Here is a 23,888-nt window from a genome sequence, read left to right on the forward strand (position 1 = left end):
ACCTTACTTCAGATCAAGAGATTTCTCCGGGGCCGGGCGGCGCAGCCCTGGTCGAGGTCCTGCGCGCACCCCGGTGCCGACCGGTGCTCGGCGGGTTCCACCGCCGGCGCGGTCGCGGGTGGGACGGGACGGTGTCAGTCGAGCCCGCGGACGATGTTCGCCTCGTCCTCGTCGTAGCCGGTCTCGACGGGCTCGGCGGTGGCGGTGTCGGTCGAATTCATGGTGGCCTCCTCGCGAACGGTGGATGACGAATGATGGATGCCCCGGGAGACGCCCGTCACGCGAGTTCGGTTGCTGTTCCGTTCGATGGACCGATTCAGGCCACCCGTACGGGGGAATCGCGAACCCCCGTACGGTCAGGTACCGACCCGTCCGACCAGGTGCAGCCGATCCGGCGTCCGCGCGCTGCGGACCGCCAGCCGCCAGCCGTCGTCGCCCCCGCTGTCGTGCGCGGTCACCAGCTCCACGCGGGCCGGCAGCAGGACCGGCTTGCGGAACCTGACGTCGTAGGTCACCGCGTCCGGGAGCCGCCCCTCGAGCGAGGCGACCGCGCGCGCCGCCGTCCACATGCCGTGCGCGATCGCGCGGGGGAACCCCATGGCCCGCGCGGCGAGCGGGTGCAGGTGGATCGGGTTCACGTCACCGCTGACGGCGGCGTACCGGCGGCCGGCGTCGGCAGGCACCCTCCACAGTGCACTCGCAGACCCGGTGGGGGCCTCGATGCCGGCCGGCGCGGGCGCCGTCGCACCGTCCGGGGCCCGCGCTCCGCGGGCGAGGTAGGTGCTGCGGCCCTGCCAGACCGTCTCGTCGCCGGCGGAGACGGTCCCGACCAGGTCCACCTGCGCGCCCTGGGGGTGCGCGGCGAACCGTTCGGCGTGCACCCGCACGTCCAGGGCCTCCGCGGTGGCGATCGCGCGGTGCGCGGTGATCCGGTTGGTCAGGTGCACCATCCCCGGCAGCGCCAGCGGGAAGGACCTGTCGGCCATCAGCGCGACCTGCAGCGGGAACGTCAGCAGGTGCGGGTAGGTGAGCGGCAACGTGTCGCCGACCCGGAACCCGCAGACCCGGGCGTAGTCGGCGAGGTGGGACGGGTCGACGGTGACGTCCCGCCGGACCAGCTCGACGTCCGGCAGGGTTGTCGACCCGCCGTGTCCGGCCCGCCCACCCCGCACCGCCCCGAGTGCGGCGCGGGCGTAGAGCGGGCCGAGCGCCGGCGGTGCGGGCAGTTCGGTCGTCGCCACCTCAGGCCCCCAGGATCGACTGGCCGCAGACCCGCACGACCTGGCCGTTGAGGCCGCCGGACTCGGCGCGGCCGAGCCAGCCGATGGTCTCGGCGACGTCGACCGGCAGCCCGCCCTGCTTCAGCGAGTTGACCCGCCGTCCGGCCTCGCGGGTGCCGACCGGCATCGTCGCGGTCATCTCGGTCTCGATGAAGCCGGGCGCGACGGCGTTGATCGTCGCGGCGCGCTCGGCGAACCGCGGGGCCAGCGCGCGGACCATGCCGATCACGCCGGCCTTGGAGGCGGCGTAGTTGGTCTGGCCGCGGTTGCCGGCGATGCCGGACTGCGACGACACGCAGACCACCCGGCCCTCGGGCCGCAGCGGCGACCCGTCGTCGAGGAGCGCCTCGTTGATCCGCAGCTGGGCGCCCAGGTTGACCGCCAGCACCGGGTCCCAGCGCTCGGGGGTCATGTTGGCGAGCAGCTTGTCGCGGGTGATTCCGGCGTTGTGCACCACCAGGTCGACGCCGCCGTGCCGGTCCGCGAGGTGCGCGAGCAGCCGGTCGGCCGCGTCCGCGGCGGTGATGTCGAGCTGCAGCGCGGTGCCGCCGGTGCGGTTCGCGGTGGCGGCCAGCCCCTCCCCGGCGGCCGGGAGGTCGACGGCGACGATCGACGCGCCGTCCCGGGCCAGGGTGTCGGCGATCGCGGCGCCGATGCCCCGGGCGGCCCCGGTGACGACGGCGATCCGGCCGTCGAGGGGCCGTTCCTCGGCCCGCGGGTCGTCGACCTCGGCGGGTTCACGAGGGTTGCCGACCGGGTTCGCGACGTGCACGACCTGCCCGTCGACGTAGGCGGAGCGGGCCGACAGCAGGAACCGCAGCGTCGAGTCGACGGCCGTCGGCGGGGCGTCGCCGGCGACGACGACGAGGTTCGCCGTCGCGCCGGACCGCAGCTCCTTGGCGACCGAGCGGACCAGCCCGTCCAGTGCCTGGGCGACCGCGGCGGACTCGGGAGTCACGGCCTCGGCGGGCTCGGCGCCGATCAGCAGCAGCCGGCCCGAGGGGCCGAGCCGCTTCACCGCCGGGCCGAGCAGCTGCTGGGCGGCGGCGAGGTCGGCCAGCGTGGTCGCCCCGGTGAGGTCGACGACAACGCCGTGCAGCTTTTGCTCGCCCGGCTCGGAGAGCAGCGGGACGCCCTGCTCCTCGACCAGCGCGGAGGCGGCCTTCGCGAACCGGGCGCCACCGCCGACGTCCGCGACGAGCACCGGCCCGGCGAGCAACGGGTCGCCCGGGTGGTGCCGGCGCAGCTCCGGGACGGTGGGTGCCCCCAGCCGCTTCGCGAGCGGGTTGCGGGACAGGCCGGCCAGGAAATCACTCATGCCGTCGCCTCCAGGATCGCCACGACGCCCTGACCGCCGGCGGCGCAGATCGAGATCAGTCCACGCTGGTCGCGCCCCGCGGCGTCGGCCTTCTCGCGCAGGAGTTTCGCCAGCGTGGCGACGATCCGCCCGCCGGTCGCGGCGAACGGGTGCCCGGCCGCGAGCGAGGACCCGGTCACGTTGAGCCTCTCGTCGTCGATCGACCCGAGCGGTGCGTCGAGGCCGAGGCGCTCCTTGCAGAAGAAGGAGTCCTGCCAGGCCTTGCGCTGCACCTGGACGACCGAGGCGAACGCCTCGTGGATCTCGACCAGGTCGAAGTCCGCCAGGGTCAGGCCGCTGCGGGCCAGCAGCCGCGGGACCGCGAACACCGGCGCGGTGAGCAGGCCGTCCGAGCCGTACCGATGGTCGGCTCCGCCTCCGTGCACGTAGTCGACCGCCGCGGTCTCGGCGTCGACGACATGCGCGAGCACCGGCAGCCGGTGCTCGGCGGCCCACTCGTCGGACCCGAGCAGGACCAGCGCGGCACCGTCGGTCAGCGGGGTGGAGTTGCCGGCCGTCATGGTCGCCTCGGGGCCGCTGCCGAACACCGGCTTCAGCTTCCCGAGCTTCTCCACCGACGAGTCGGGCCGCAGGTTGCCGTCCCGGGTCAGCCCGAGGTACGGGGTGACGAGGTCGTCGAAGAAGCCGCGCTCGTAGGCGGCGGCGAGGTTCCGGTGGCTGCGCGCGGTCAGCTCGTCCTGCTCGGTACGGCCGATGCCCCACTCGAGCGCGGTGCGCGCGGCGTGCTCGCCCATCGACAGCCCGGTGCGCGGCTCCGCGTTGCGCGGGATCTCCGGGACGAGCTGGGCCGGGCGCAGCCGGCCGACGAGCTTCAGCCGCTCGGTCGCGGACCGGGCCGCACCCAGCCGGACCAGCACCCGTCGCAGGTCGTCGTTCAGCGCGATCGGCGCGTCCGAGGCGGTGTCCACGCCACCGGCCACACCGGACTCGACCTGACCGAGCGCGATCTTGTTGGCGACCGCGATCGTCGCCTCGAGACCGGTGCCACAGGCCTGCGCCACGTCGTAGGCGGGGGTGGCCGGGTCCAGCCGGCTGCCGAGCACGGCCTCCCGGGTGAGGTTGAAGTCGCGCGAGTGCTTGAGGACGGCGCCGGCCACGACCTCCCCGAGCCGCTCGCCGGCCAGCCCGAACCGGGCGACCAGGCCGTCGAGGGTGGTGGTGAGCATGTCGAGGTTCGACGCGCGGGCGTAGGCGCCATTCGCGCGGGCGAACGGGATCCGGTTGCCGCCGATGACGGCGGCGCGCCGGGCGCTGACGGGCATGGTCGTTCTCCTCGGGATCGGGTGCCGCGGGTTACCACCCAGTAGCCGATACTCAAGGTACACGGTACTGTCGGTGTCGTGAAGCTGCAGCGGGACCGGCGCGACAGCCGGTGGGACGCGCACCGCGAGCAGCGGCGCGCGCAGCTCGTCGGCTCCGCGATCACCGCGATCCGGCGCGGCGGTGCCGGGACCGGGATGGACGAGATCGCCGCCGAGGCCGGGACCAGCAAGACCGTCGTCTACCGGCACTTCGGCGACCGGACGGGCCTCTACACCGCGGTCTGCGAGTCGGTGGCCGGTGTGCTGCTCGGCGAGATCCGCCGGGCCACCGCCGACGCGCTGTCGGGGGGTGGCCCGCGCGCCGCCGTCGCGTTCGGGATCGACGCCTACCTGCGGCTGATCGAGCGCGACCCGGCGCTCTACCGCTTCGTCGTCGCGCGGCCGCTGCTGGAGACCACTGCCCCCGACCCGGTGCACGACCTGGTCACCGTGATCGGCGACGAGGTCGCCGCGGTGATCATTCGCACCACCGGCGACGACGACCCCGCCGGCCGGTCCGCGGCCCGCACCTGGGGACACGCCGTCGTCGGGCTGGTCCGCGGCGCCGCCGACGACTGGCTGGCCCGCCCGGACGGCACGCCCCGCGAGCGGCTCGCCGACCGGCTCACCGACCTCGCCTGGTCCGGCCTGTCCGGGCTGGCACCGACACACGCGCAGGAGGAACGGCCATGACCGACCAGGTATCCAGCGACGCACTGCGCACGGTGCTCGACGGGCGGTGGGCGCACGTCCGCGAGGAGACCCGCCGGCAGTTCGCCCGCCAGGACGTCCGCCCCGACCCGGACCTGTCCACCGAGGACTACCGCGCGCACGTCACCGCCGCGCTGAAGACCCTGGTCGCGTCCGGTCGCCCGCACACCGGTTTCGACCCGGCGGTCGGCGGGGAGGGCGACGTCGGCGGCGTCGTCACCGCGTTCGCCATGCTCGCCTACGGCGACCTGTCGCTGCTGGTGAAGGCCGGTGTCCAGTGGGGACTGTTCGGGGGCGCGGTGCAGGTACTCGGCACCGCCCGGCACCATCGGACCTACCTGCGCCGGATCGTCGACGGCGAGCTGCTGGGCTGCTTCGCGATGACCGAGGCCGGGCACGGGTCGGACGTCGCGCACCTGCACACCACCGCGACCTACGACCCGGCCGCGGAGGAGTTCGTCGTCCACACGCCGTACCCGCAGGCCCGGAAGGAGTACATCGGGAACGCCGCCCGCGACGGTGAGCTGGCCGTCGTCTTCGCCCAGCTGGTGACCGGCGGGACGAGCGAGGGGGTGCACGCGTTCCTCGTCCCGATCCGGGACGCCGGCGGTAACCCGGCGCCCGGCGTCACGATCGGCGACGACGGGCGCAAGGGCGGCCTGAACGGCGTGGACAACGGCCGGCTGAGCTTCGACCACGTCCGGATCCCGCGCGAGAACCTGCTGAACCGGTTCGCCGACGTCGCCCCGGACGGCAGCTACTCGTCGCCGATCGGAGGGGAGACCGCCCGGTTCTTCACCATGCTCGGCACCCTGGTCCGCGGCCGGATCAGCGTCGCGGGCGGCGCGGGCGCGGCGACCGAGAAGGCGCTGACGCTGGCGGTGCGGTTCGCCGAACGACGGCGCCAGTTCTCGCACCCGGACACCGGCGCGGAGATCGCCGTCCTGGACTACCTGGCCCACCAGCGCAAGCTGCTGCCCGCGCTCGCGACGACCTACGCGCTGCACTTCGCGCAGGAGCAGCTGGTCGGGCGGATGCACGACCTGCAGGCCCCCGGCGCCGCCCCGGCCGGAGCCCGGGAGCAGCGGCTGCTGGAGCAGTCCGCGGCCGGGATCAAGGCCGTCGCCACCTGGCACGCCACGCACACCATCCAGACCTGCCGGGAGGCGTGCGGGGGCGCGGGTTACCTGGAGGCGAACCTGCTGCCCGCGCTCAAGGCGGACACCGACGTGTTCACCACCTTCGAGGGCGACAACACGGTGCTGCTGCAGCTGCTGGCCAAGGAGCTGCTCGCGGACTACGGCCGCACGATCCGCAAGGGGAACCCGCGCGGCGTCGTCCCGCTGGTCGGCCGCCAGCTCGCCGGGGTACTCGCGGAGCGGACCGGTGCGGCGTCCCTGCCCCGCCGGCTGCCGGGGCGCGGGATCGACCTGAGCGACCCGGCGCGGTGCCGGGCACTGCTCGAGGTGCGCCGGCACGACACCCTCGCCACCGCCGTGCGGCACCTCGCTCCCGCCCTGCGGCGCGGGGCGGACTCGTTCGCCGTGTTCAACGCCGCGCAGGACCTGCTGCTGGAGGCCGCACGGGCGCATGTGGACAGCACGGTCGAGCGGGCCTTCGCCGACGCGCTCACCCGCGTCGCCGACCCCGGCACCCGGGCGCTGCTCGAGAAGGTGCACGCCCTGCACGTGCTGTCGGTGATCGACCGGGAGCGGGCCTGGTACCTGGAGACGGGGCGGCTCACCGCCACCGAGTCCCGCACGATCCGGCCGCTGGTCGACCGGCTGTGCGGCGAGCTGCGGCCGCACGCGCGGACGCTGGTCGACGCGTTCGGCATCCCGGAGAACGTGCTGGCCTGCCCGATGCTCGACGACGAGGCCTGGGCGCCGGGCCCGGACACCCCCGTCGCCCCGACCACCGACCGGATCGAGACCGGCTGAGTGGTGATCCGCCCCACATCACCCCTCGTGGCAGCGATCGCCCTGCGCTGCATACCCTCGCGGAAGGTCGGCGGTGATCCTCCGGCCGCGATGTCCGCTGCGCAGTGAGGTGTTCGTGTCCGTCTCCCCCATCCACCCGCCCGTCGACGACGAGGAGTCCGAGCTCCGCGTCACGAAGCGGAAGTCGTCTGCCGCGGGGGCCAAGGCGGTCGCCATCTCGATGACCCGGTCGCTGCGCGAGCAGGGCGTGGTCAAGACCGCGAAGAACCTGCTGACGCTCAACCAGGTCGAGGGCTTCGACTGCATGAGCTGCGCCTGGCCGGACCCGGCCCCGGGCGAGCGGCACACCGCGGAGTTCTGCGAGAACGGCGCCAAGGCCGTCTCCTGGGAGGGCGACCGCCGCGAGGTCGGCCCCGCGTTCTTCGCCGAGCACTCCATCGAGGATCTGCGCGGGCGCAGCGCGTACTGGCTGGAGAGCCAGGGCCGGCTGACCCACCCGATGGTCCGCAAGGCCGGTGGCACGCACTACGAGCCGATCAGCTGGGACGGCGCGTTCGAGCTCGTCGGGCAGCACCTCAAGGCCCTCGGCTCGCCGGACGAGGCGCTGTTCTACACCTCCGGGCGGGCCTCGAACGAGGCCGCGTTCGTCTACCAGCTGTTCGCGCGCGCCTACGGCACGAACAACCTGCCGGACTGCTCGAACATGTGCCACGAGTCGACCGGCACCGGGCTGTCGCAGACGATCGGCATCGGCAAGGGCTCGGTCTCGCTGCGCGACATCCACGAGGCCGACCTGATCATCGTCACCGGGCAGAACCCGGGCACGAACCACCCCCGGATGCTGTCCGCGCTGGAGATCGCCAAGGAGAACGGCGCGAAGATCCTGGCGATCAACCCGCTGCCCGAGGCGGGCCTGCTCAAGTTCGACAACCCGCAGAAGCCGAGTGGCATGCTGGGCCGGGGCACCGAGCTGGCCGACGAGTTCCTGCAGATCCGCTCGAACGGCGACATGGCGCTGTTCCAGGCGTTCGGCCACCTGCTGCTCGCCGCCGACGAGCGCGACCCGGGCTCGGTCGTCGACCACGAGTTCATCTCCCGGCACACCAACGGCTTCGCCGACTACGCCGCCCACGTCAAGGGCCTCGACAAGGCCGCCGTCGTCGCCGCGACCGGCCTGGAGTGGTCGCAGATCGAGCGCGCCGCGGACATGCTGGCGTCGTCGAAGCGGATCGTCAGCTGCTGGGCGATGGGCATCACCCAGCACCGCAACGCGGTCAACACGATCAAGGAGATCGTGAACGTCGCGCTGCTCCAGGGCATGATCGGCAAGCCGGGCGCGGGCCTGTGCCCGGTCCGCGGGCACTCCAACGTGCAGGGCGACCGCACGATGGGCATCTGGGAGAAGATGCCGGAGAAGTTCCTCGACGCGCTGCGCGACGAGTTCGACTTCGAACCGCCACGGAAGCACGGCTACGACGCCGTCGCCGCGGTCAAGGCGATGCAGACCGGCCACGCGAAGGTGTTCGTCGGTCTCGGCGGGAACTTCTCGCAGGCGATGTCGGACACCGGCGTCACCGAGCCCGCGCTGGAGAGCTGCGCGCTCACCGTGCAGGTCTCCACCAAGCTGAACCGCTCGCACGTCGTCGCCGGCACCGACGCGCTGATCCTGCCCGCGCTGGGCCGGACCGAGCAGGACCACACCGGCGGGACGGAGCAGCGGGTCACCGTCGAGGACTCGATGTCGGCGGTGCACGCCTCCCGCGGGCGTGCGAAGCCCGCCGGCGACCTGCTCCGGTCCGAGGTCGACATCCTCTGCGGGATCGCCCGGGCCACCCTGGGAGACGAGGGCTCGGTCCCGTGGGCGGAGTTCGCGACCGACTACGACCGGATCCGGGACCGGATCGGCCGCGTCGTCCCGGGCTGCGAGGCCTACACCGAGAAGGTCGCCCGCTCCGGCGGCTTCACCCTGCCGCACCCGCCGCGGGACTCCCGGACGTTCACCACGACGTCCGGCAAGGCCGAGTTCACGGTCAGCCCGGTCGAGGTCGTCACGCTGCCCGAGGGCCGGCTGATCCTGCAGAGCCTGCGCAGCCACGACCAGTTCAACACCACGATCTACGGCCTGGACGACCGCTACCGCGGCATCCACTCCGGCCGCCGGGTGGTGTTCATCTCGCCCGACGACCTGGCCGAGCTGGGCCTGCACGACGGCCAGAAGGTCGACCTGATCAGCGAGTGGACCGACGGGACCGAGCGGCGCGCCGACGACTTCCGGCTGGTCTCCTACTCGACGCCGAAGGGGTGCGTCGCGGCGTACTACCCCGAGACCAACCCGCTGATCCCGCTCGACTCCTACGCCGACCAGTCGGGCACCCCCACGTCCAAGTGGGTGCAGGTCCGGATGGTGGCCGCGGGGACCAGCGTCACCGTGTGAGGGGACCCACCCGGTCGATGAGGCCGGGTGGGAATCCGGTCCCCCTCCGTGAGGTTGAACCATCCCGGGTCGACACGATCGTGTCGGCCGGTGAGGGGGATTTGCGTGACCACGACCGCCCCGACGGCCGCGGCTCCGAGCCGGCTCCGGCTGGCGCTCATCCTGGGCGCGCTGATCGCGCTCGGGCCGCTGACCATCGACACCTATCTGCCCGCGCTCCCGGACGTCGGTCAGGACCTGGCCGCATCCGGGACCGCGGTGCAGCTGACGCTGACCGGCACCCTGGTCGGGCTGGCGCTGGGCCAGCTCGTGATCGGCCCGCTGTCCGACGCCTTCGGCCGCCGGCGGCTGCTGATGGCCGGTGCGGGCGTGCACGTGCTCGCCTCCGTGCTGGTCGCGATCGCCCCGACGATCGAGGTCCTCACCGCGCTGCGGGTCCTGCAGGGCGTCGGAGCCTCCGCCGGGGCGGTCGTCGGGCTCGCGATCGTGCGCGACCTGTTCACCGGGCGGGCCGCGGCGACCATGCTGTCCCGGCTGATCCTGGTGATGGGCGCCGCCCCGGTGCTGGCGCCCACGCTCGGCGGGATCCTGCTGGCCTGGACGTCGTGGCGCGGGGTGTTCGTCGTCCTCGCGCTCTACGGGCTGGCCGTGCTGGCGGTGGTCACGAAGGGACTGCCGGAGACGCTACCGCCGGAGCGCCGGCGGAGCCCGCGGATCGGGGCTACGGTGCGGACCTACGGCATGATCCTGCGCGACCGCACCTTCGTCGGGCTGGTACTGGTCGCCGGCCTGTCGATGGCGGCGATGTTCAGCTACGTGTCCGGGGCCTCGTACGTCTACCAGGAACAGTTCGGGATGGACCCGCAGACCTTCGGGTTCGCCTTCGGCGCCGGCGCGATCTGGATGATCCTCGGCACCCAGCTGAATCCGATCGCCCTGCGCCGGTTCGAGCCGCGCCAGGTGATGAGCGCCGGACTGACGGTGAGCGTGCTCGCCGGTCTGACCCTGGCCGTACTGACCACGACCGGGACCGGCGGCCTGCCCGCCGTCTTCGCCGGGGTGTGGACGATGCTGCTCGCCACGGGCTTCGTGATGCCGAACGCGCCCGCCCTGGCTCTCGCGCGACACGGCGCGACCGCGGGGACCGCCGCGGCGCTGCTGGGCTCGCTGCAGTTCGGCATCGGCGCACTGACCTCACCCGTGGTCGGCCTGCTGGGCAACGACGCCGCCGCGCTGGGGCTCTCGATGTTCGGCGCGGTCGCGCTGGCCGGGCTCTCGCTGGTGTTGATCGTGCGGCCGTGGACGCTGCCGGACATCAACGACACCCCCGGCGACGGCGACCCCGCCCGCGCTTGACCTGAAGCCAACTTCAGCTCCTAGGGTCCGCGGTCATGGACTCCGGCATCTACATGGCCATGCGCAACGCCAGCGGGCAGCCGGGCCGGCAGAACCGGCCGGCGGGCGAGACGCTGCGGCGGATCGCGCGGCTGGCCCACCCGCACCGCAGGCGGATGGCCTGGTTCCTCGTCGTCAGCACCGGGGTCGCGGTTCTCACGGTCGTGACCCCGGTACTGGCCGGGCGCGCCGTGAACGCGATCAACTCCGGCGCACCGGTGTCGGTGCTCGCCGCGATCGCCGGGCTGATCGCGCTGGCCGCGATCGCCGAGGCCGGGCTGGGCCTGGTCACCCGCTGGCTCTCGGCGAACCTCGGCGAGGGGCTGATCCACCAGCTGCGCACCACGGTGTTCGACCACGTGCAGCGGATGCCGGTCGCGTTCTTCACCCGCACCCGCACCGGCGCGCTGGTGTCCCGGCTGAACTCCGACGTGCTCGGCGCGCAGCGGGCGTTCTCCGACACCCTGGCCGGGGTGGTGTCCAACGTGGTCACCCTGCTTCTCACGCTCGGCGTGATGCTCGCGCTGTCCTGGCAGGTCACGCTGCTGGCGGCGGTGCTGCTGCCGGCCTTCCTGATTCCGGCCCGGCTGATGGGCCGGCGCCTCGCCGCCCTGGAGCGCGAGGCCGCCGACCACAACGCGGCCATGAGTACCCGGATGACCGAGCGGTTCTCCGCCCCCGGCGCGACGCTGATCAAGCTGTTCGGCCGGCCGTCGCAGGAGTCCGCGGAGTTCGCCGACCGGGCCGACCGGGTCCGCGCGATCGGCGTCCGCTCGGCGATGCTGCAGTGGGTGTTCGTGACGGCGCTGACGCTGGCGTCGTCGCTGGCGGTGGCGCTGGTCTACGGGGTCGGCGGCGGGTTCGCGCTGGCCGGGGCGCTGTCCGCGGGCGACGTCGTGGCGCTGGCGATGCTGCTCACCCGGCTCTACCAGCCGCTGACGGCGCTGGCCGGGGCCCGGATGGAGATCATGACGGTGCTGGTCAGCTTCGAGCGCGTCTTCGAGGTGCTCGACCTGAAGCCCATGATCGACGACGCGCCGGACGCCCGCCCGGTCCCGGACGGCCCGGTCGGTGTCGAGTTCGACGGCGTCTCGTTCGCCTACCCCACCGCCGACCAGGTGTCGCTGGCCTCGCTCGAGGAAGTCGCCACGCTCGACACCCGCGGCGGCGAGCCGGTGCTGCACGACGTGTCGTTCTCCGTCGAGCCAGGACGGATGCTGGCCCTGGTGGGATCGTCCGGGGCAGGCAAGTCGACGGTCGCGCAGCTCGTCGCCCGGCTCTACGACACCGGGTCCGGCGCGGTCCGGCTCGGCGGCGTCGACGTCCGTGACCTGACCGCCGAGTCGGTGCACCGCGCCGTCGGGTTCGTGACTCAGGACGGGCACCTGCTGCACGACACCGTCGGGGCGAACCTGCGGATCGGCGCGCCGGAGGCGACCGACGCCGAGCTCTGGGAGGCGCTGCGCCGGGCCCGGCTCGACGGGCTGGTCGCCGGGCTGCCGGACGGGCTGGACACGATCGTCGGCGAGCGCGGGTACCGGCTCTCCGGCGGGGAGCGCCAGCGGATGACGATCGCCCGGGTGCTGCTGGCCCGTCCCCGTGTGGTGGTGCTCGACGAGGCCACCGCGAGCCTGGACTACACCTCGGAGGCCGCCGTGCAGGCCGCGCTGGCCGAGGCCCTGGAGGGACGGACCGCGATCGTCATCGCGCACCGGCTGTCCACGGTCCGCGACGCCGACGAGATCCTGGTCCTGGAGCACGGCCGCGTCGTGGAGCGGGGCACGCACGCCACCCTGCTGCACCGCGACGGCCGCTACGCCGAACTGGCCGGCGCCGCGCGCGCGTGAGCCGCCTATCGGAAGTCGTCCGGCGAGACCCCGTCGATGAACTCGCGGAACTGCTCGAGCTGCTGCTCGGGCGGTTCCCGCGAGTCGGGCGTCCCGCCGGTCGCCGCCCGGGTCTGCGCGGCGAGACCGCGGGCGTCCTCCGAGTCCGGCGGCAGGACGTCGTCGATCGGCTGGCCGACCTCGTCGAGGACGTGCTCGGCCATGCCGATCGGCAGGTCCTCGCGGACCGCGATCGCCAGGGCGTCGGACGGCTTGACCCGCACCCGGGTGCCGGCGTCGAACAGCAGCTCGGCGGTGTAGACGCCGTCGGACAGGTCACTGATCTCCACCGACTCGCACCGGCGCCCCAGCGCCTCCACCACGGGCAGCAGGACGTCCTGCGTCAGCGCGGTGCTGTCGTCGTCCCGGGCGCCGGCCGCGATCACCTCGGCCTGCGGCGGCCGGAGGAAGACCGGCACGCAGCGGTCCCCGCCCGACTCGCCGAGCAGCAGCACGGGCTGCCGGGACCGGGCGTGCACGATGAGTCGCAGGACATGCATGGCTCGGGTCATGCACCCTCCCCGCAGAGGTGATGGCCGTCACGTGCATTGTGACACCCCCGCCGTGCGACGTCGCCGGTCTCGACTCCGTCGGTGAGCCCGGTTCACCCGGGCGGCGCAGGCGGTCCCCGGTCAGCCGCGCGCCAGCCAGGGCATGGCGGTGGCGGCGATGGTGAGGAACTGGACGTTGGCGTCCAGCGGGAGCGCGGCCATCTGTACGACGGCGTCACCGACGTGGCGGACGTCGAACGTCGGCTCGGGGCGCACGCTCCCGTCCGCCTGCACCGCGCCGGTGGCGATCCCGGCCGTCATCTCGGTGGCGGCGTTGCCGATGTCGATCTGCCCGCAGGCGATGCCGAACGGGCGCCCGTCCAGTGACAGCGACTTCGTCAGACCGGTGATCGCGTGCTTGGTCGCGGTGTAGGCGGCACTGCCCGGACGCGGGACGTGGGCGGAGATCGAGCCGTTGTTGATGATCCGGCCACCGGGTGGGTCCTGCGCGCGCATCGCGGCGAACGCCTCCCGCGCGCACAGGAACGAGCCGGTCAGGTTGGTCGCGACCGTCGCCGTCCAGTCCTCGACCGCGATCTCGTCGACGGTCCCGCCGGGGCCGAACGTCCCGGCGTTGTTGACCAGCAGATCCACCCGGCCCCACCGGTCACCGACCGCGGCGAACAGCGCCGCGACCGACTCCGGGTCGGCGACGTCGGCCGGGACGACGAGCGCGGCGGGGTACCCGTCCGCGACCGCCTCGAGGCGTTCGGCCCGGCGGCCGGACAACGCGACCCGCCACCCCGCCCCCAGCAGGGCCCGCGCCACCGCCTCGCCGACACCCGAACCCGCTCCGGTCACCACAGCCACACCGCTCATGCCGATCACCCTGGCACGGGGTGCGGCCGAGCGGCGCGATCGCCGGTCCTCGCCGCCGGTGAGGGGCACGTACCCCTCACCGCGACGCGCATGCCGCCGTCTGGGACTGTCTCCGGCCAGCGCTAGACATGGCGATACGGGCCGATCGACGCGGGGTCGATCGAGCCGTCTGGGCCGATCTCGGGTCAGCACTAGACGCGACGATACGACGACATCGAGAAACCCCGATCGCACCGTCTTCCGGAATCTAGTGCGTGTCGAAGACATCAGGATACGGCGCCATCGAACCGCTTCGATGGCAGCACATAGCGCTGTCTAGCGTTCGTGCCAGACGGCCGGATATCGCTCGATGCCGACCCTTCCTCGTGGTGTCGCCGCAGCGTAGCAGGCCCGCATCGAACACCCGTGCGACACCCCGGAAACGCTCAGACCGATTCTGCGAGCAACCCGGCGAGACCCGTCGGAGTGGTGCGGGCCCGCCGGCGCACCGCTCCGGCCGGCTCCCCGACGACCCGGGTGAAGGCCCGGCCGAACGCGGCCTCGGAGCGGTAGCCGAACCGGTGCGCCACCTCGCCCACGGTGGCATCCCCCTCCGACAGCGCGTCGACCGCGGCGTGCATCCGCCAGCGGGTCACATACGTCATCGCGGGCTCACCGACGAGCTCGGTGAACCGGGCCGCGAACGCCGACCGGGACATCGCCGCGGTCATGGCCAGCGCCGCGACCGTCCACTCCCGCTCCGGCGCGCGGTGCACGGCGGCGAGCGCGCGGCCGACCCGCTCGTCGGCGAGCGCGCCGAGCCAGCCGGTGCGGCCCGCCGGATCGCGCTCCAGCCAGCCCCGGACCGCCTGGATCACCAGCACGTCGGCCAGCCGGGTGATCACCGCGGCCCCGCCGGGCCGGCCCTCCTCGATCTCGGCGGCGATCAACCGCAGGGTGTCCTGCAGGCGGTCGCCGACCGGGCTCGGCGTGATGCGGATCCGCCACGGCAGCCGGTCGACCAGTTCGCGTGCCGCCGGGTGGCCGAACCGGACCGCACCGCAGACCATCCGGGTCATCGGTCCGTCGCCACCGTGCCGGAGCAGGCCGTAGCGACCGTCGATCATCGGGTGCGGGATGGCGCGGATGTCCGGCGCCAGGACGCCGGGCGCGCTCCGCAGCCGGTGCCCCGCTCCGTGCGGCACCAGGACGAGATCCCCGGGACGCAGCACCTCGTCCTGCTGTGCCGCTGGGTCGGCCCTCGACCGCCGGGCCTCGTCACCCGCGATCGCCAGCCGGCACTCGCCGGAGGTGACGAGGTGGAACCACAGGCAGCCGGGCGTCGGCGGCAGGGTCATGCCCCACGGCGCGGTCAGGTCGGACCGGCAGTAGAAGACGCCGTCCATCCGCAGGACGTGCAGCGCCTCGCCGAGCGGGTCGACGTCCGGGAACGGCGGCATGTCCATGGGGACAGGATGCCGGATGATCCACAGCTCGTCCCCAGCTGTGGACGATCGAGCAACAGAGCCGGACGGATGGAGATTCTACGTCCGCGATGACCGGCTGATCATGGACGAACCTCGATGAAGGGAGCACGTCATGATCACCGTTCTGGGTGCCACCGGGAACGTGGGTTCGCAGGTCGTCCGCGAGCTGACCGCCGCCGGGACCGGGGTCCGCGCCGTCGGGCGGGACGCCGGGAGGCTGGCGACCACCGGCGCGGGCGAGACGTTCGTGGCCGACATCAACGACGCCGAGGCCCTGCGGAGGGCCTTCGACGGGGCCGACGCCGCGTTCGTCCTGCTCCCGCTGGACCCGTTCCAGCCCGACTACGCCGCACACCAGTCCCGGCTCGGCGAGGCCGTGGCCGAGGCACTGCGCGCGGCCGGGACGCCGCGGGTGGTCGCGCTGAGCTCGCTGGGCGCCGAGGTCCCGGGCGGGCCGGACCTCGCGGTCACCGGTTACCTCGGCAGCCTGCACGAGCAGGAGCAGCGGCTCGCACCCCTCGACACCCGGCTGACCGCGGTCCGGCCCGGGCTGTTCCTCGAGTCCTTCCTGATCTCGGCGGACGCGATGCGCGAGCACGGAGCGCACGCCGACTCGATCGACCCCGACATCGCGCTGCCGATGGTCGCCACCCGCGACGTCGGCCGGGCGGCGGCCGCCGCGCTGCTCGATCCGGACGCGCCGGCCGTCGTCGAGGTGCAGGGGGCGGCGGACCGGACGGTGCCCGACGCCGTCGCCGCGCTGGGACCGGCGATCGGCGTGCCCGGGCTGCACTACGTCCGGCTCGGCGACGACGAGATGGCCGCGCTGCTCCGGGAGGCCGGTATGCCGGCCGACCAGGCGCGGCTGCACGTGGCCATGAACCGCGCGTTCAACGAGGGGCGGGTCCGGGCCCACGGCCCGCGGCCGGCCGGCACCGACGCCCTGACCGTGGAGGAGTGGGCGAAGGGGATCGGGCCGTGATCAGCGCCGCCGCCGCGCTCGGCTCCGGCCTGCTCGGCGGCGTCTACCTGGCCTTCTCGGTCGCGGTGCTGCCCGCGCTGCGCCGCCGGCCCGCACAGGAGGCGGTCGCCACGATGCGGGAGGTCAACCGGGTGATTCTCAATCCGGTGTTCGGGCTCCTGTTCTTCGGCACGGCCGTCGCGTGCCTCGCGGTGCTCGTCCTCGCCGCCGTCGCCGGGAACCCGATCGGGATCGCCGGGGCACTGGCCGGGCTGGCCGGGTTCGTGGTCACGGGCGCGGTGAACGTGCCCGGGAACGTCCGGCTCGACCGGGGCGCGGCCTGGGCGGACTTCGACCGGCGGTGGACGCCGGCGAACCATGTCCGGACGGGCACCTCGGCACTCGCCGTGGCCCTGCTGTTGCTCTAGGTCGAACATGTGTGCGACATCTCGGGGATGCTCCTGGCCGTGACGCGGGCGCGGGTGCACGCTGGTCCCCGCGCCCGCTCCCCCGGGCCGGCCCACGACCGCACCCGAGGACCCGGGGGAGCATGAACACCCACGAACGACGCCGGCTGTCGGCCCTGCGCGCGGACCGCGAGACCGTGCTCGCGGCCGCGGCCCGGCTGCGCCACGAGGCCGTCCAGTCCCACTACGCCGGCCTGGCCCGGCCCGAGTTCGCCTTCGGCCTGGCCTCGGTGCTGGAACTGCTCGCGATGCGGGTCGCCGACCTCGCCCCGGACGTCCGCGCGCACGTCGTGCGGGTGGCGCGGGAGATGACCGGGGACCGGATGGACCGGCCGACGGTCCGCCGGAACCGGCGCGACTGAGCCTTCCGTCCACAGGGAGTTCGAGTTGTCCACAGCTGTGCACACAGCTGGGGACAGCTCGAACTCGTGTTCGAGATCCGCTAACGGACCCCGCCCATCAGCACCTTCAGTCGCGGCACCAGCGCGATGACCACGGCCCCGACGACGATCGCCGCCACCCCGGTCACCCCGAAGTAGGCCGCCTCGTCCTCGGGGCTGTAGTAGTCGGCGAGCAGTCCGGAGCACACCGTGCCCATCGAGACCGACAGGAAGAACAGCGCCACCATCTGGGTCTGGAACGCCCGCGGCGCCAGCTTCGTCGACAGCGACTGGCCGACCGGCGAGGTGAACAGCTCCGCCAGGCAGAACACCAGCAGGATCACCACCAGCGCGAGCAGCGGCGTGCCGTTCGGCCCCGTCCCGGCGAACGGCACGAACAGCAGGAACCCCAGTCCGACGACGACGGTGCCGATCGCCATCTTCATCGGTGACGACGGCTGGCGCGGCCCGAGCTTCGTCCAGACCGTCGCGTAGACCCCGGCGAGCAGGATCACGAACACCGGCTCGATCGACTGCGCCCAGCTCACCGGCATCTCCCAGCCGAACAGGGAGCGGTCCAGGCGCTCGTCGGCGTAGATCGTCAGCACCGTGAAGATCTGCTGGAAGATCGCCCAGAACACCGCGCTCGCGACCCACATGGGGAGGAAGGCCAGCACCCGCCGTCGCTCGGTCCGGTCCACCTTCGGGCTGGTGAGCATCAGCGAGAAGTAGCCGACGGTCGCGACGACCACGATGCCGAAGACGATCCACTTGAGACGGTCGGCGGTGATGATCCCGGCCGCGACCAGCACGCCGATCACCGCCAGCGCCGCGACCGCCCCCAGCAGCACCCGGGTCCGCGCCGCGGCCGGCAGCGGGTTCGGGACGGTCCAGCCGATCGCGGGGAGCTTGCGGCGGTTGATCGCGTACTGGGTCAGACCCAGCGCCATGCCGACCGCGGCCAGCCCGAACCCGGCGTGGAAACCCCAGGTCGTCTGCAGCAGGCCGGTCAGCAGCGGGCCGACGAAGGCGCCGATGTTGACGCCCAGGTAGAAGATCGAGAACCCGGCGTCGCGGCGGTCGTCGCCGGGGCCGTAGAGGCTGGCGACGATCGTCGAGGCGTTGGCCTTGACCCCGCCGCTGCCGAGCGCGACCAGGACGAGGCCGACCGCCAGCCCGGCCGCGCCGGGCAGCAGCGCGAGCGCGATGTGCCCGGCCATGACGGCGACCGCGCTGCCGAACAGCACCCGCTCGGGCCCGAGCAGCCGGTCCGCGACCCAGGCGGCGACGATCGTCGAGAGGTAGACCGTCCCGCCGTAGGCGCCGACGATGCCGGCCGCGACGCCCTGGTCGATGGCCAGGCCACCCTCGGCGACCGAGTAGTACATGTACAGCAGCAGGATCCCCTGCATGCCGTAGAACGAGAAGCGCTCCCACATCTCGACGCCGAACAGCGTGCCGAGCTGGGTGGGGTGGCCGAGGAAGGTCCTCTCCCGGCGCCGCGGGGATGTGGTGGTGTCCGACACCGCACCGGTCTACACCCTTGCGTTGCGCAACGTAAAGGGTCCGGTGAGGACCGCCGCTCCGGCTCAGAGGCGCGCGGGCCCCTCCTCGGGGATCATCCCGATCCGGTCGGCGACGGCCGCCATCACGTCCTGGACGGCGACGGTGTCGGCCAGCGGCATCACCGGGCTCTCCGTCTCCCCGGCCGCGACCCGCCGGGTGACCTCGTCGATCTCGTGCGCGTAGCCGGCGCCGGTGGCCGGCAGCACGATCTCCTCCGGGTCGGCGCCGTGCGCGTGCAGCACGATCCGGTCCGGGTGATGGAAGCGCGGCGGCACCTCGATCCAGCCGTCGGTGCCGATCACCCGGGCCGCGCCGGGCATCGCGCACTGCAGGCTGACCTGCAGCGCGGCGCTGCGACCGTCCGGCCAGCCGAGCACGATCGACTCCTCCAGGTCCACCCCGGTCGGCGCGAGCGCGCCGCTCGCGGCGACGACCGAGGGGCTGCCGAGCAGCATCTGGGCGAACGAGACGACGTAGACCCCGAGGTCGAACAGCGCGCCGCCGCCGAGCTCGGGGGAGAGGAACCGGTCGTCGGGCCCGGTCCGGTTGCGGACGCCGAGGTCGGCCTGCACCGTGCGGACCTCACCGATCGCCCCGGCGGCGATCAGCTCGCGCAGCCGGACGATCGCCGGGAAGAACCGCGTCCACATCGCCTCCATCGCGAAGACCCCGTGGTCGCGGGCGGCGGCGGCGATCTCCCGGGTGGCCACCGAGCTGACCGTGAACGACTTCTCGACCATGATCGCCTTGCCGGCCGCCAGCGCGGCGAGGGAGATCGCCCGGTGCTGCGGGTGCGGGGTGGCGATGTACAGCACGTCGACACCCGGGTCGTCCAGGATCGCCTGGTATCCGGTGTGGACCGTCCCGATGCCGTGCCGGCGGGCGAAGGTCTCGGCGCGCTCGGCCGACCGGGACGCCACGGCGACGAGCTCGGCCCCGGGTACGTGTGCGAAGTCCGGCGCGACGCTGTCGGCGATCCGGCCCGGCCCGACGATTCCCCATCTCACGGTCTCGGTCATGCCCTGATCTTCCCGCACCGTCTCCGCGGCCCGGTTCCGCCCGGATCGATGAGAACGGGGACGAGCCACGGTCATGACCTTCGAACGGCACCGGAACCGGTGCCACTGCCCGAGAGGACCCCCGATGCCGAACATGATCTTCGTGAACCTGCCGGTCGCCGACGTGGAGGAGTCGAAGAAGTTCTACGCCGCGCTCGGTTTCACGCTCAACGAGCAGTTCTCCGACGAGAACACCGCCTCGCTCGTCGTGAGCGACGCGATCACCGTCATGGTGATGACCCGCGCCCGGTTCGGCGAGTTCACCAAGCAGCCGCAGGCCGCCGACGCGTTCACCGCCCGCGAGGTGATCAACGCGTTGGCGGCCGCGAGCCGCGAGGAGGTCGACGCTCTGGCCGACTCGGGCCTGGCGGCCGGCGGGACGGTCGGCGGCGAGACCCAGGACCACGGGTTCATGTACGGCCGCAGCGTCGACGACCCGGACGGGCACCGCTGGGAGTTCGTGTGGATGGACATGTCCGCGATGGAGGGCTGAGAGAAGCTCGCGGAACGCAGATCAACACTGAGAGAAGCTCGCGGAACGAACATCAACACGGAGAAAGCTCGCGGAACGAACATCGACGCTGAGAGAAGCTGCCGCCGCGGACGAGGGGTACGCGGCGGGCGGGGGCCGCGCCTCAGACCGACCGGAGCGGCCGGACCTTCCGGACCAGCCCGTCGATCGCCAGCACGTAGCCGTCGACCCCGAACCCGACGACGATCCCGGCCGCCACCGGCGAGACGTACGAATGGTGCCGGAACGGCTCCCGGGCATGCACATTGGACACGTGCACCTCGATCACGGGGAGCTCGGCGCCCTCGATCGCGTCGTGCAGGGCGACCGAGGTGTGCGTGTACGCGGCGGCGTTGAGCACCGCGCCGAGCGCCTCGCCCCGGGTCACCGCCGCGCCGGCCTCCTGGATCCAGTCGACCAGCGTGCCCTCCTGGTTGGTCTGCCGGAAGTCGAGCTCGAGCCCGTGGCCGGCGGCGGCCTCCCGGCAGCGGGCCTCGACGTCGGCGAGCGTGGTGCGCCCGTACACCTCGGGCTTGCGGGTGCCGAGCAGGTTCAGGTTCGGGCCGTTGAACACGAACACGGTGCTTCCGGTGGTCACCGCGGGATCCTCTCAGCCGGTCCAGCCGGGACGGACCAGGCCCGACTCGTAGGCCAGCACGACGAGCTGCGCGCGGTCCCGCGCGCCGAGCTTGGTCATCGCGCGGCTGACGTGGGTCTTGGCCGTGGTCGGGCTCATGTGCAGCCGCCCGGCGATCTCCTCGTTGGACAGGCCGGCCGCGACCTCGGCGAGCACCTCGCGCTCCCGGTCGGTGAGCAGGTCCAGCTGCGCACCGCCCGCCGGGCCGCCCCGCGAACGGGCCGCGAACTCGGCGATCAGGCTGCGGGTGACGGCCGGGGCCAGCAGCGCCTCCCCGGCGTGCACGACCCGGATCGCCTTGATCAGGTCGGCCGGTTCGGAGTCCTTGACCAGGAACCCGCTCGCGCCGCCGCGGATCGCCTCGAACACGTAGGAGTCCTCGGTGAAGGTCGTCAGGACGATCACCCGGGTGCCGCTCAGCGCCGCGTCGGCGGTGATCTCCCGGGTGGCGGTGAGGCCGTCGGTGCCGGGCATCCGGATGTCCATCAGCACCACGTCCGGGCGGTGCTCGCGGGCGACGGTCAGGGCCTGCGCGCCGTCCGCGGCCTCGGCGACCACCTCCAGGTCGGGCTGGGAGCCGAGCAGGGCCCGGAACCCGGACCGGACCAGGGCCTGGTCGTCGGCCAGCAGCACGCGGATCATCGTTCCACCCTGCCCGTGCCGGCAGGGCCCGGGCCGATCGGGGCATCGGCCGTCGGCCCTGCGGCGCCGCCCGGGTCGGCGGTGCTCCGAGGGGCGGTCGCGCGGTCCGTGTCAGCGACGGGGCCCGGGTCGGCGACAGGGCCGGTGTCGGCGACGGGGCCCGGGTCGGCGGCGGCGTCCGGCTCGGCGGCGGCGTCCGGCTCGACGGCGGGTGGCGCCGGCAACCGGGCGTGCACCCGGAACCCTCCGGCCGGTCCGGGGCCCGCGACGAGGGTCCCGCCGACCGACCGCGCCCGTTCACGCATCCCGGTCAGCCCGGTGCCCTCGGTCGTGCCGTCGTCCGGGCCGGCGCCGTCGTCGTCGACCCGGACCTCGAGCACCTCCGCGGCGTAGGTCAGGGTGACGACCGCGGTCGCCGCACCCGCATGCCGACGGGTGTTGGTCAACGACTCCTGCACGATCCGGTACGCCGCCAGGTCGGTACCGGTGGGCAGCGGTCGCGGCACACCGGTGACGTGGCGGTCCACCGGCAGCCCGGCCGCGCGGACCTCGTCGAGCAGCGCGTCGAGCCGATCGAGGCCGGGGGTCGGCAGCCGGGGTGCCTCGGCGTCCACACCGCGCAGCACCCCGAGGGTCGACCGCATCTCGCGCAGCAGGTCCCGGCTGGCCCGCTTGATCTCGGTGAGCGCGGTGCGGGCCTGTTCCGGGTCGTCGTCCATCAGGAACAGCGCCACCCCGGCCTGCACGTTGATCAGCGAGACGTGGTGGCCGAGCACGTCGTGCAGCTCCTGGGCGATCCGCAGCCGTTCCTCCCCGGCGCGGCGCAGCCGTTCCTCCTCGGCGGCGCGGCGGGCCTGCTCGACACGTTCCCTCCGCACCCGCCACAGCGCGCCGGCCGCGAACAGCGCGACCAGCCAGGCGAGCACCGGGCCGGTCGCCGCCCAGGGCACCGCCCGGCCCGTCAGCAGGACCCAGCCCAGCAGCACCACGGCCGCGACGACCACCACCGCGAGCGCCCGGTGGTGCCGGCCGGCGGCGACCGCGGAGAGCAGCGCGACCGCGAACGCGAGCCCGGTCGGCCCGGCCGGCGGGTACCCGAGCCCCAGGTAGACGACGACCGCACCGGCCGCCACCGCCAGCGCGGCGACCCGGTTCGCGCGCCGGAACACCAGGGCGAGCGGGCCGATCGCGAGCAGGGCGACCGCGACGCCATCGATCGGCAGGTACGCCACGGCGGGCTCCGGACCCACCCAGCCGGCCTCCCAGCGACGCTGGCCGAACGCCGTCCCGCCGGCGGTGAGCAGCGCGACGGCGGCCGGCAGGACGAGGGTCCGCAGCACCCCGCCCCACCAGCTCGGACGGGTCGAGGTGGGCACGGTCGTGACGGTAGACCGGAGCACCGACAGGACGCGTCCCCCGAGAGGTGATCCACCGGGTACCGCGTGCGGAGTACGGCCGGGGCCCACCCTGCGACCGGCGCGGCAGCCGGATCGACGACCACGGGTGGACGCGCGGCGGCGCCCGCGCGACCAGGCTCCGGTGCCATGACGACGACACCGCACACCACCGTCCCACCCGAGCCGGCCCCCGACGCACTCCTCGCGTCCGACGCCGAGCGCGAGCACGTCACCGCCCGGCTGCGGGTGGCCGCCGCCGAGGGAAGGCTGACCCTCGCCGAGTCCGACGAGCGCCAGGCCGCCGCCTACGCGGCCCGCACCCGCGACGAGCTCGTCCCGCTGCTGTCCGGCCTGCCGCGGCCGCCGCAGCCCCGCCGCCCCCGGCGCGGACCACTGACCCCGCGCGCCCGTCGCAACGTGGCCGTGCACCTCGGCGTCACCGCCGGGCTGTTCCTGGTGATGGTCCTGGCCTGGGCGGTCGGGCCGGCGCCGTTCGTCCCGGTCGGGCCGCTGTTCCTCCTGCTGCTGATCCTGTTCGTGCACTCGCGGCGCGCCGAGCGCGAGCCGTCGCCGGACGAGGCGATCCCCGCGGAGCTGCGGTGACGGCCGTCGCCACCCGGGTGGCGGCGCCGCGCCGGCTGGCCCGCCGCCCGCGGGCGGCACTGCGGACCGCGCACGTACTGCTCGCGGTCGGCTGGACCGGGCTGTCGCTGGTGATGCTCGTGCTGCCGGCCGCGGTCCTGGTGCAGGGGCTCGGCGCGGTGTTCGCCGTCGAGGCGATGGCGCTGGTCGGCGGCGGAATCATCCCGTTCTTCGCGGTCGGCACGGTGCTGACCGGCGTGGCGCTCGGACTCGGGACCCCGTGGGGGCTGTTCCGGCACCGCTGGGTGATCGTGAAGTCGGTGCTGGCGCTGGTCGTGATCGTCAGTTCGGTCGTACTGAACACCCGGTGGATCGACGCGGTCGCGGCCACGACGGCGTCGCCGGAGGAGCCGGTGCTCTGGTCGCTGGTCCTGAGCTCGGCGCTGCACCAGGTGATGCTGCTGACCGCGACCGTGCTGTCGGTCGAGAAGCCGCGCTTGACAGGCAACCAAAAGGTTGCATAATT

The 23,888-nt window shown here is 73.7% G+C and carries 23 protein-coding genes; 11 read left to right on the forward strand and 12 right to left on the reverse strand.

The features are described 5' to 3' along the window. Positions 1 to 134: 134 nt before the first annotated feature. The 4 genes from WIS52_RS16350 to WIS52_RS16365 all read right to left on the reverse strand — a co-directional run bounded on the left by WIS52_RS16350 (position 135) and on the right by WIS52_RS16365 (position 3,920). Positions 135 to 281 (reverse strand): hypothetical protein, encoded by a 147-nt coding sequence (locus WIS52_RS16350; protein WP_349299114.1) that lies wholly within the window; start codon positions 279 to 281, stop codon positions 135 to 137. A gap of 75 nt (positions 282 to 356) precedes the next feature. Then, the gene (locus tag WIS52_RS16355) at positions 357 to 1,241 is read right to left on the reverse strand and encodes a MaoC/PaaZ C-terminal domain-containing protein (protein WP_349299115.1); all 885 of its coding nucleotides are present in this window, start codon (positions 1,239 to 1,241) and stop codon (positions 357 to 359) included. A 1-nt stretch (position 1,242) separates the two neighbouring features. After that, a complete protein-coding gene (locus tag WIS52_RS16360; RefSeq protein WP_349299116.1) occupies positions 1,243 to 2,598 on the reverse strand; it encodes a 3-oxoacyl-ACP reductase in 1,356 nt (451 codons plus the stop codon). After that, positions 2,595 to 3,920, reverse strand: coding sequence for an acetyl-CoA C-acetyltransferase (locus tag WIS52_RS16365; RefSeq protein ID WP_349299117.1), 1,326 nt, complete (start codon positions 3,918 to 3,920; stop codon positions 2,595 to 2,597). The genes WIS52_RS16360 and WIS52_RS16365 overlap by 4 nt, the downstream gene beginning before the upstream one ends. 78 nt (positions 3,921 to 3,998) lie before the next feature. Between WIS52_RS16365 and WIS52_RS16370 the strand changes: the two genes are divergently transcribed. From WIS52_RS16370 to WIS52_RS16390, 5 genes are all read left to right on the forward strand, one after another. After that, positions 3,999 to 4,652 carry a TetR/AcrR family transcriptional regulator gene (locus tag WIS52_RS16370; protein WP_349299118.1) on the forward strand — a complete coding sequence of 218 codons (654 nt, stop codon included), beginning with the start codon at positions 3,999 to 4,001 and terminating at the stop codon, positions 4,650 to 4,652. After that, positions 4,649 to 6,610: an acyl-CoA dehydrogenase family protein gene (locus tag WIS52_RS16375; protein WP_349299119.1), complete on the forward strand. Its 1,962-nt coding sequence runs from the start codon at positions 4,649 to 4,651 to the stop codon at positions 6,608 to 6,610. The genes WIS52_RS16370 and WIS52_RS16375 overlap by 4 nt, the downstream gene beginning before the upstream one ends. 115 nt (positions 6,611 to 6,725) lie before the next feature. Then, on the forward strand, positions 6,726 to 9,044 hold the full coding sequence (locus WIS52_RS16380; protein WP_349299120.1) for an FdhF/YdeP family oxidoreductase: 2,319 nt from the start codon (positions 6,726 to 6,728) through the stop codon (positions 9,042 to 9,044). 105 nt (positions 9,045 to 9,149) lie between these two features. Further along, on the forward strand, positions 9,150 to 10,400 hold the full coding sequence (locus WIS52_RS16385; RefSeq protein WP_349299121.1) for a multidrug effflux MFS transporter: 1,251 nt from the start codon (positions 9,150 to 9,152) through the stop codon (positions 10,398 to 10,400). Between the two features lie 59 nt (positions 10,401 to 10,459). Beyond that, positions 10,460 to 12,286 carry an ABC transporter ATP-binding protein gene (locus tag WIS52_RS16390; RefSeq protein ID WP_379611314.1) on the forward strand — a complete coding sequence of 609 codons (1,827 nt, stop codon included), beginning with the start codon at positions 10,460 to 10,462 and terminating at the stop codon, positions 12,284 to 12,286. Positions 12,287 to 12,291: 5 nt separating this feature from the next. Here the strand turns inward: WIS52_RS16390 and WIS52_RS16395 are convergent, their stop codons facing one another. The 3 genes from WIS52_RS16395 to WIS52_RS16405 form a co-directional block, all read right to left on the reverse strand. After that, positions 12,292 to 12,837, reverse strand: a complete 546-nt coding sequence (locus WIS52_RS16395; protein ID WP_349299123.1) for a bifunctional nuclease family protein — start codon at positions 12,835 to 12,837, stop codon at positions 12,292 to 12,294. A gap of 120 nt (positions 12,838 to 12,957) precedes the next feature. Beyond that, on the reverse strand, positions 12,958 to 13,695 hold the full coding sequence (locus WIS52_RS16400) for an SDR family oxidoreductase (RefSeq protein ID WP_349299124.1): 738 nt from the start codon (positions 13,693 to 13,695) through the stop codon (positions 12,958 to 12,960). A 425-nt stretch (positions 13,696 to 14,120) separates the two neighbouring features. Further along, positions 14,121 to 15,140, reverse strand: a complete 1,020-nt coding sequence (locus tag WIS52_RS16405) for an AraC family transcriptional regulator (RefSeq protein WP_349299125.1) — start codon at positions 15,138 to 15,140, stop codon at positions 14,121 to 14,123. Positions 15,141 to 15,273: 133 nt separating this feature from the next. On the opposite strand from WIS52_RS16405, the gene WIS52_RS16410 reads away from it, so the two are divergent. The 3 genes from WIS52_RS16410 to WIS52_RS16420 all read left to right on the forward strand — a co-directional run bounded on the left by WIS52_RS16410 (position 15,274) and on the right by WIS52_RS16420 (position 16,951). Further along, positions 15,274 to 16,143, forward strand: coding sequence for an NAD(P)H-binding protein (locus WIS52_RS16410; RefSeq protein ID WP_349299126.1), 870 nt, complete (start codon positions 15,274 to 15,276; stop codon positions 16,141 to 16,143). Further along, positions 16,140 to 16,550 carry an anthrone oxygenase family protein gene (locus tag WIS52_RS16415; protein WP_349299127.1) on the forward strand — a complete coding sequence of 137 codons (411 nt, stop codon included), beginning with the start codon at positions 16,140 to 16,142 and terminating at the stop codon, positions 16,548 to 16,550. Before WIS52_RS16410 ends, WIS52_RS16415 begins: the two co-directional genes overlap by 4 nt. Positions 16,551 to 16,672: 122 nt before the next feature. Further along, a complete protein-coding gene (locus tag WIS52_RS16420; RefSeq protein ID WP_349299128.1) occupies positions 16,673 to 16,951 on the forward strand; it encodes a hypothetical protein in 279 nt (92 codons plus the stop codon). Positions 16,952 to 17,031: 80 nt separating this feature from the next. On the opposite strand, the gene WIS52_RS16425 is transcribed toward WIS52_RS16420, so the two are convergent. Both WIS52_RS16425 and WIS52_RS16430 read right to left on the reverse strand, forming a co-directional pair. Beyond that, positions 17,032 to 18,495, reverse strand: a complete 1,464-nt coding sequence (locus WIS52_RS16425) for a peptide MFS transporter (RefSeq protein ID WP_349299129.1) — start codon at positions 18,493 to 18,495, stop codon at positions 17,032 to 17,034. 63 nt (positions 18,496 to 18,558) lie between these two features. After that, positions 18,559 to 19,554 carry a Gfo/Idh/MocA family protein gene (locus WIS52_RS16430; protein ID WP_349299130.1) on the reverse strand — a complete coding sequence of 332 codons (996 nt, stop codon included), beginning with the start codon at positions 19,552 to 19,554 and terminating at the stop codon, positions 18,559 to 18,561. A gap of 124 nt (positions 19,555 to 19,678) precedes the next feature. On the opposite strand from WIS52_RS16430, the gene WIS52_RS16435 reads away from it, so the two are divergent. Beyond that, positions 19,679 to 20,086 (forward strand): VOC family protein, encoded by a 408-nt coding sequence (locus tag WIS52_RS16435; RefSeq protein ID WP_349299131.1) that lies wholly within the window; start codon positions 19,679 to 19,681, stop codon positions 20,084 to 20,086. 142 nt (positions 20,087 to 20,228) lie between these two features. On the opposite strand, the gene aroQ is transcribed toward WIS52_RS16435, so the two are convergent. The 3 genes from aroQ to WIS52_RS16450 are packed head-to-tail and all read right to left on the reverse strand — an operon-like array spanning position 20,229 to position 22,759. Then, the gene (gene aroQ / locus WIS52_RS16440; RefSeq protein WP_349299132.1) at positions 20,229 to 20,702 is read right to left on the reverse strand and encodes a type II 3-dehydroquinate dehydratase; all 474 of its coding nucleotides are present in this window, start codon (positions 20,700 to 20,702) and stop codon (positions 20,229 to 20,231) included. A 12-nt stretch (positions 20,703 to 20,714) separates the two neighbouring features. Beyond that, a complete protein-coding gene (locus WIS52_RS16445) occupies positions 20,715 to 21,383 on the reverse strand; it encodes a response regulator transcription factor (protein WP_349299133.1) in 669 nt (222 codons plus the stop codon). Beyond that, on the reverse strand, positions 21,380 to 22,759 hold the full coding sequence (locus WIS52_RS16450; protein WP_349299134.1) for a sensor histidine kinase: 1,380 nt from the start codon (positions 22,757 to 22,759) through the stop codon (positions 21,380 to 21,382). The genes WIS52_RS16445 and WIS52_RS16450 overlap by 4 nt, the downstream gene beginning before the upstream one ends. A 168-nt stretch (positions 22,760 to 22,927) precedes the next feature. Between WIS52_RS16450 and WIS52_RS16455 the strand changes: the two genes are divergently transcribed. Together WIS52_RS16455 and WIS52_RS16460 are read left to right on the forward strand one after the other, a co-directional pair. Next, entirely contained in the window at positions 22,928 to 23,383 is a 456-nt protein-coding gene (locus tag WIS52_RS16455; RefSeq protein ID WP_349299135.1) for a DUF1707 SHOCT-like domain-containing protein, read from the forward strand. Continuing rightward, on the forward strand, positions 23,380 to 23,886 hold the full coding sequence (locus WIS52_RS16460) for a hypothetical protein (RefSeq protein WP_349299136.1): 507 nt from the start codon (positions 23,380 to 23,382) through the stop codon (positions 23,884 to 23,886). The genes WIS52_RS16455 and WIS52_RS16460 overlap by 4 nt, the downstream gene beginning before the upstream one ends. Positions 23,887 to 23,888: the final 2 nt, after the last annotated feature.

The organism is Pseudonocardia nematodicida, from assembly GCF_040105385.1.
Classification (GTDB): Bacteria; Actinomycetota; Actinomycetes; order Mycobacteriales; family Pseudonocardiaceae; genus Pseudonocardia; species Pseudonocardia nematodicida.

What these genes read in the sequence shown, in the direction of transcription:
- WIS52_RS16360 (WP_349299116.1), bottom strand. Translation starts at nt 2,598, where the DNA reads ATGAGTGATTTCCTGGCCGGCCTGTCCCGCAACCCGCTCGCGAAGCGG.
- WIS52_RS16365 (WP_349299117.1), bottom strand. Translation starts at nt 3,920, where the DNA reads ATGCCCGTCAGCGCCCGGCGCGCCGCCGTCATCGGCGGCAACCGGATC.
- WIS52_RS16375 (WP_349299119.1), top strand. Translation starts at nt 4,649, where the DNA reads ATGACCGACCAGGTATCCAGCGACGCACTGCGCACGGTGCTCGACGGG.
- WIS52_RS16390 (WP_379611314.1), top strand. Translation starts at nt 10,460, where the DNA reads ATGCGCAACGCCAGCGGGCAGCCGGGCCGGCAGAACCGGCCGGCGGGC.
- WIS52_RS16395 (WP_349299123.1), bottom strand. Translation starts at nt 12,837, where the DNA reads ATGACCCGAGCCATGCATGTCCTGCGACTCATCGTGCACGCCCGGTCC.
- WIS52_RS16400 (WP_349299124.1), bottom strand. Translation starts at nt 13,695, where the DNA reads ATGAGCGGTGTGGCTGTGGTGACCGGAGCGGGTTCGGGTGTCGGCGAG.
- WIS52_RS16405 (WP_349299125.1), bottom strand. Translation starts at nt 15,140, where the DNA reads ATGGACATGCCGCCGTTCCCGGACGTCGACCCGCTCGGCGAGGCGCTG.
- WIS52_RS16410 (WP_349299126.1), top strand. Translation starts at nt 15,274, where the DNA reads ATGATCACCGTTCTGGGTGCCACCGGGAACGTGGGTTCGCAGGTCGTC.
- WIS52_RS16420 (WP_349299128.1), top strand. Translation starts at nt 16,673, where the DNA reads ATGAACACCCACGAACGACGCCGGCTGTCGGCCCTGCGCGCGGACCGC.
- WIS52_RS16430 (WP_349299130.1), bottom strand. Translation starts at nt 19,554, where the DNA reads ATGACCGAGACCGTGAGATGGGGAATCGTCGGGCCGGGCCGGATCGCC.
- WIS52_RS16435 (WP_349299131.1), top strand. Translation starts at nt 19,679, where the DNA reads ATGCCGAACATGATCTTCGTGAACCTGCCGGTCGCCGACGTGGAGGAG.
- WIS52_RS16445 (WP_349299133.1), bottom strand. Translation starts at nt 21,383, where the DNA reads ATGATCCGCGTGCTGCTGGCCGACGACCAGGCCCTGGTCCGGTCCGGG.
- WIS52_RS16455 (WP_349299135.1), top strand. Translation starts at nt 22,928, where the DNA reads ATGACGACGACACCGCACACCACCGTCCCACCCGAGCCGGCCCCCGAC.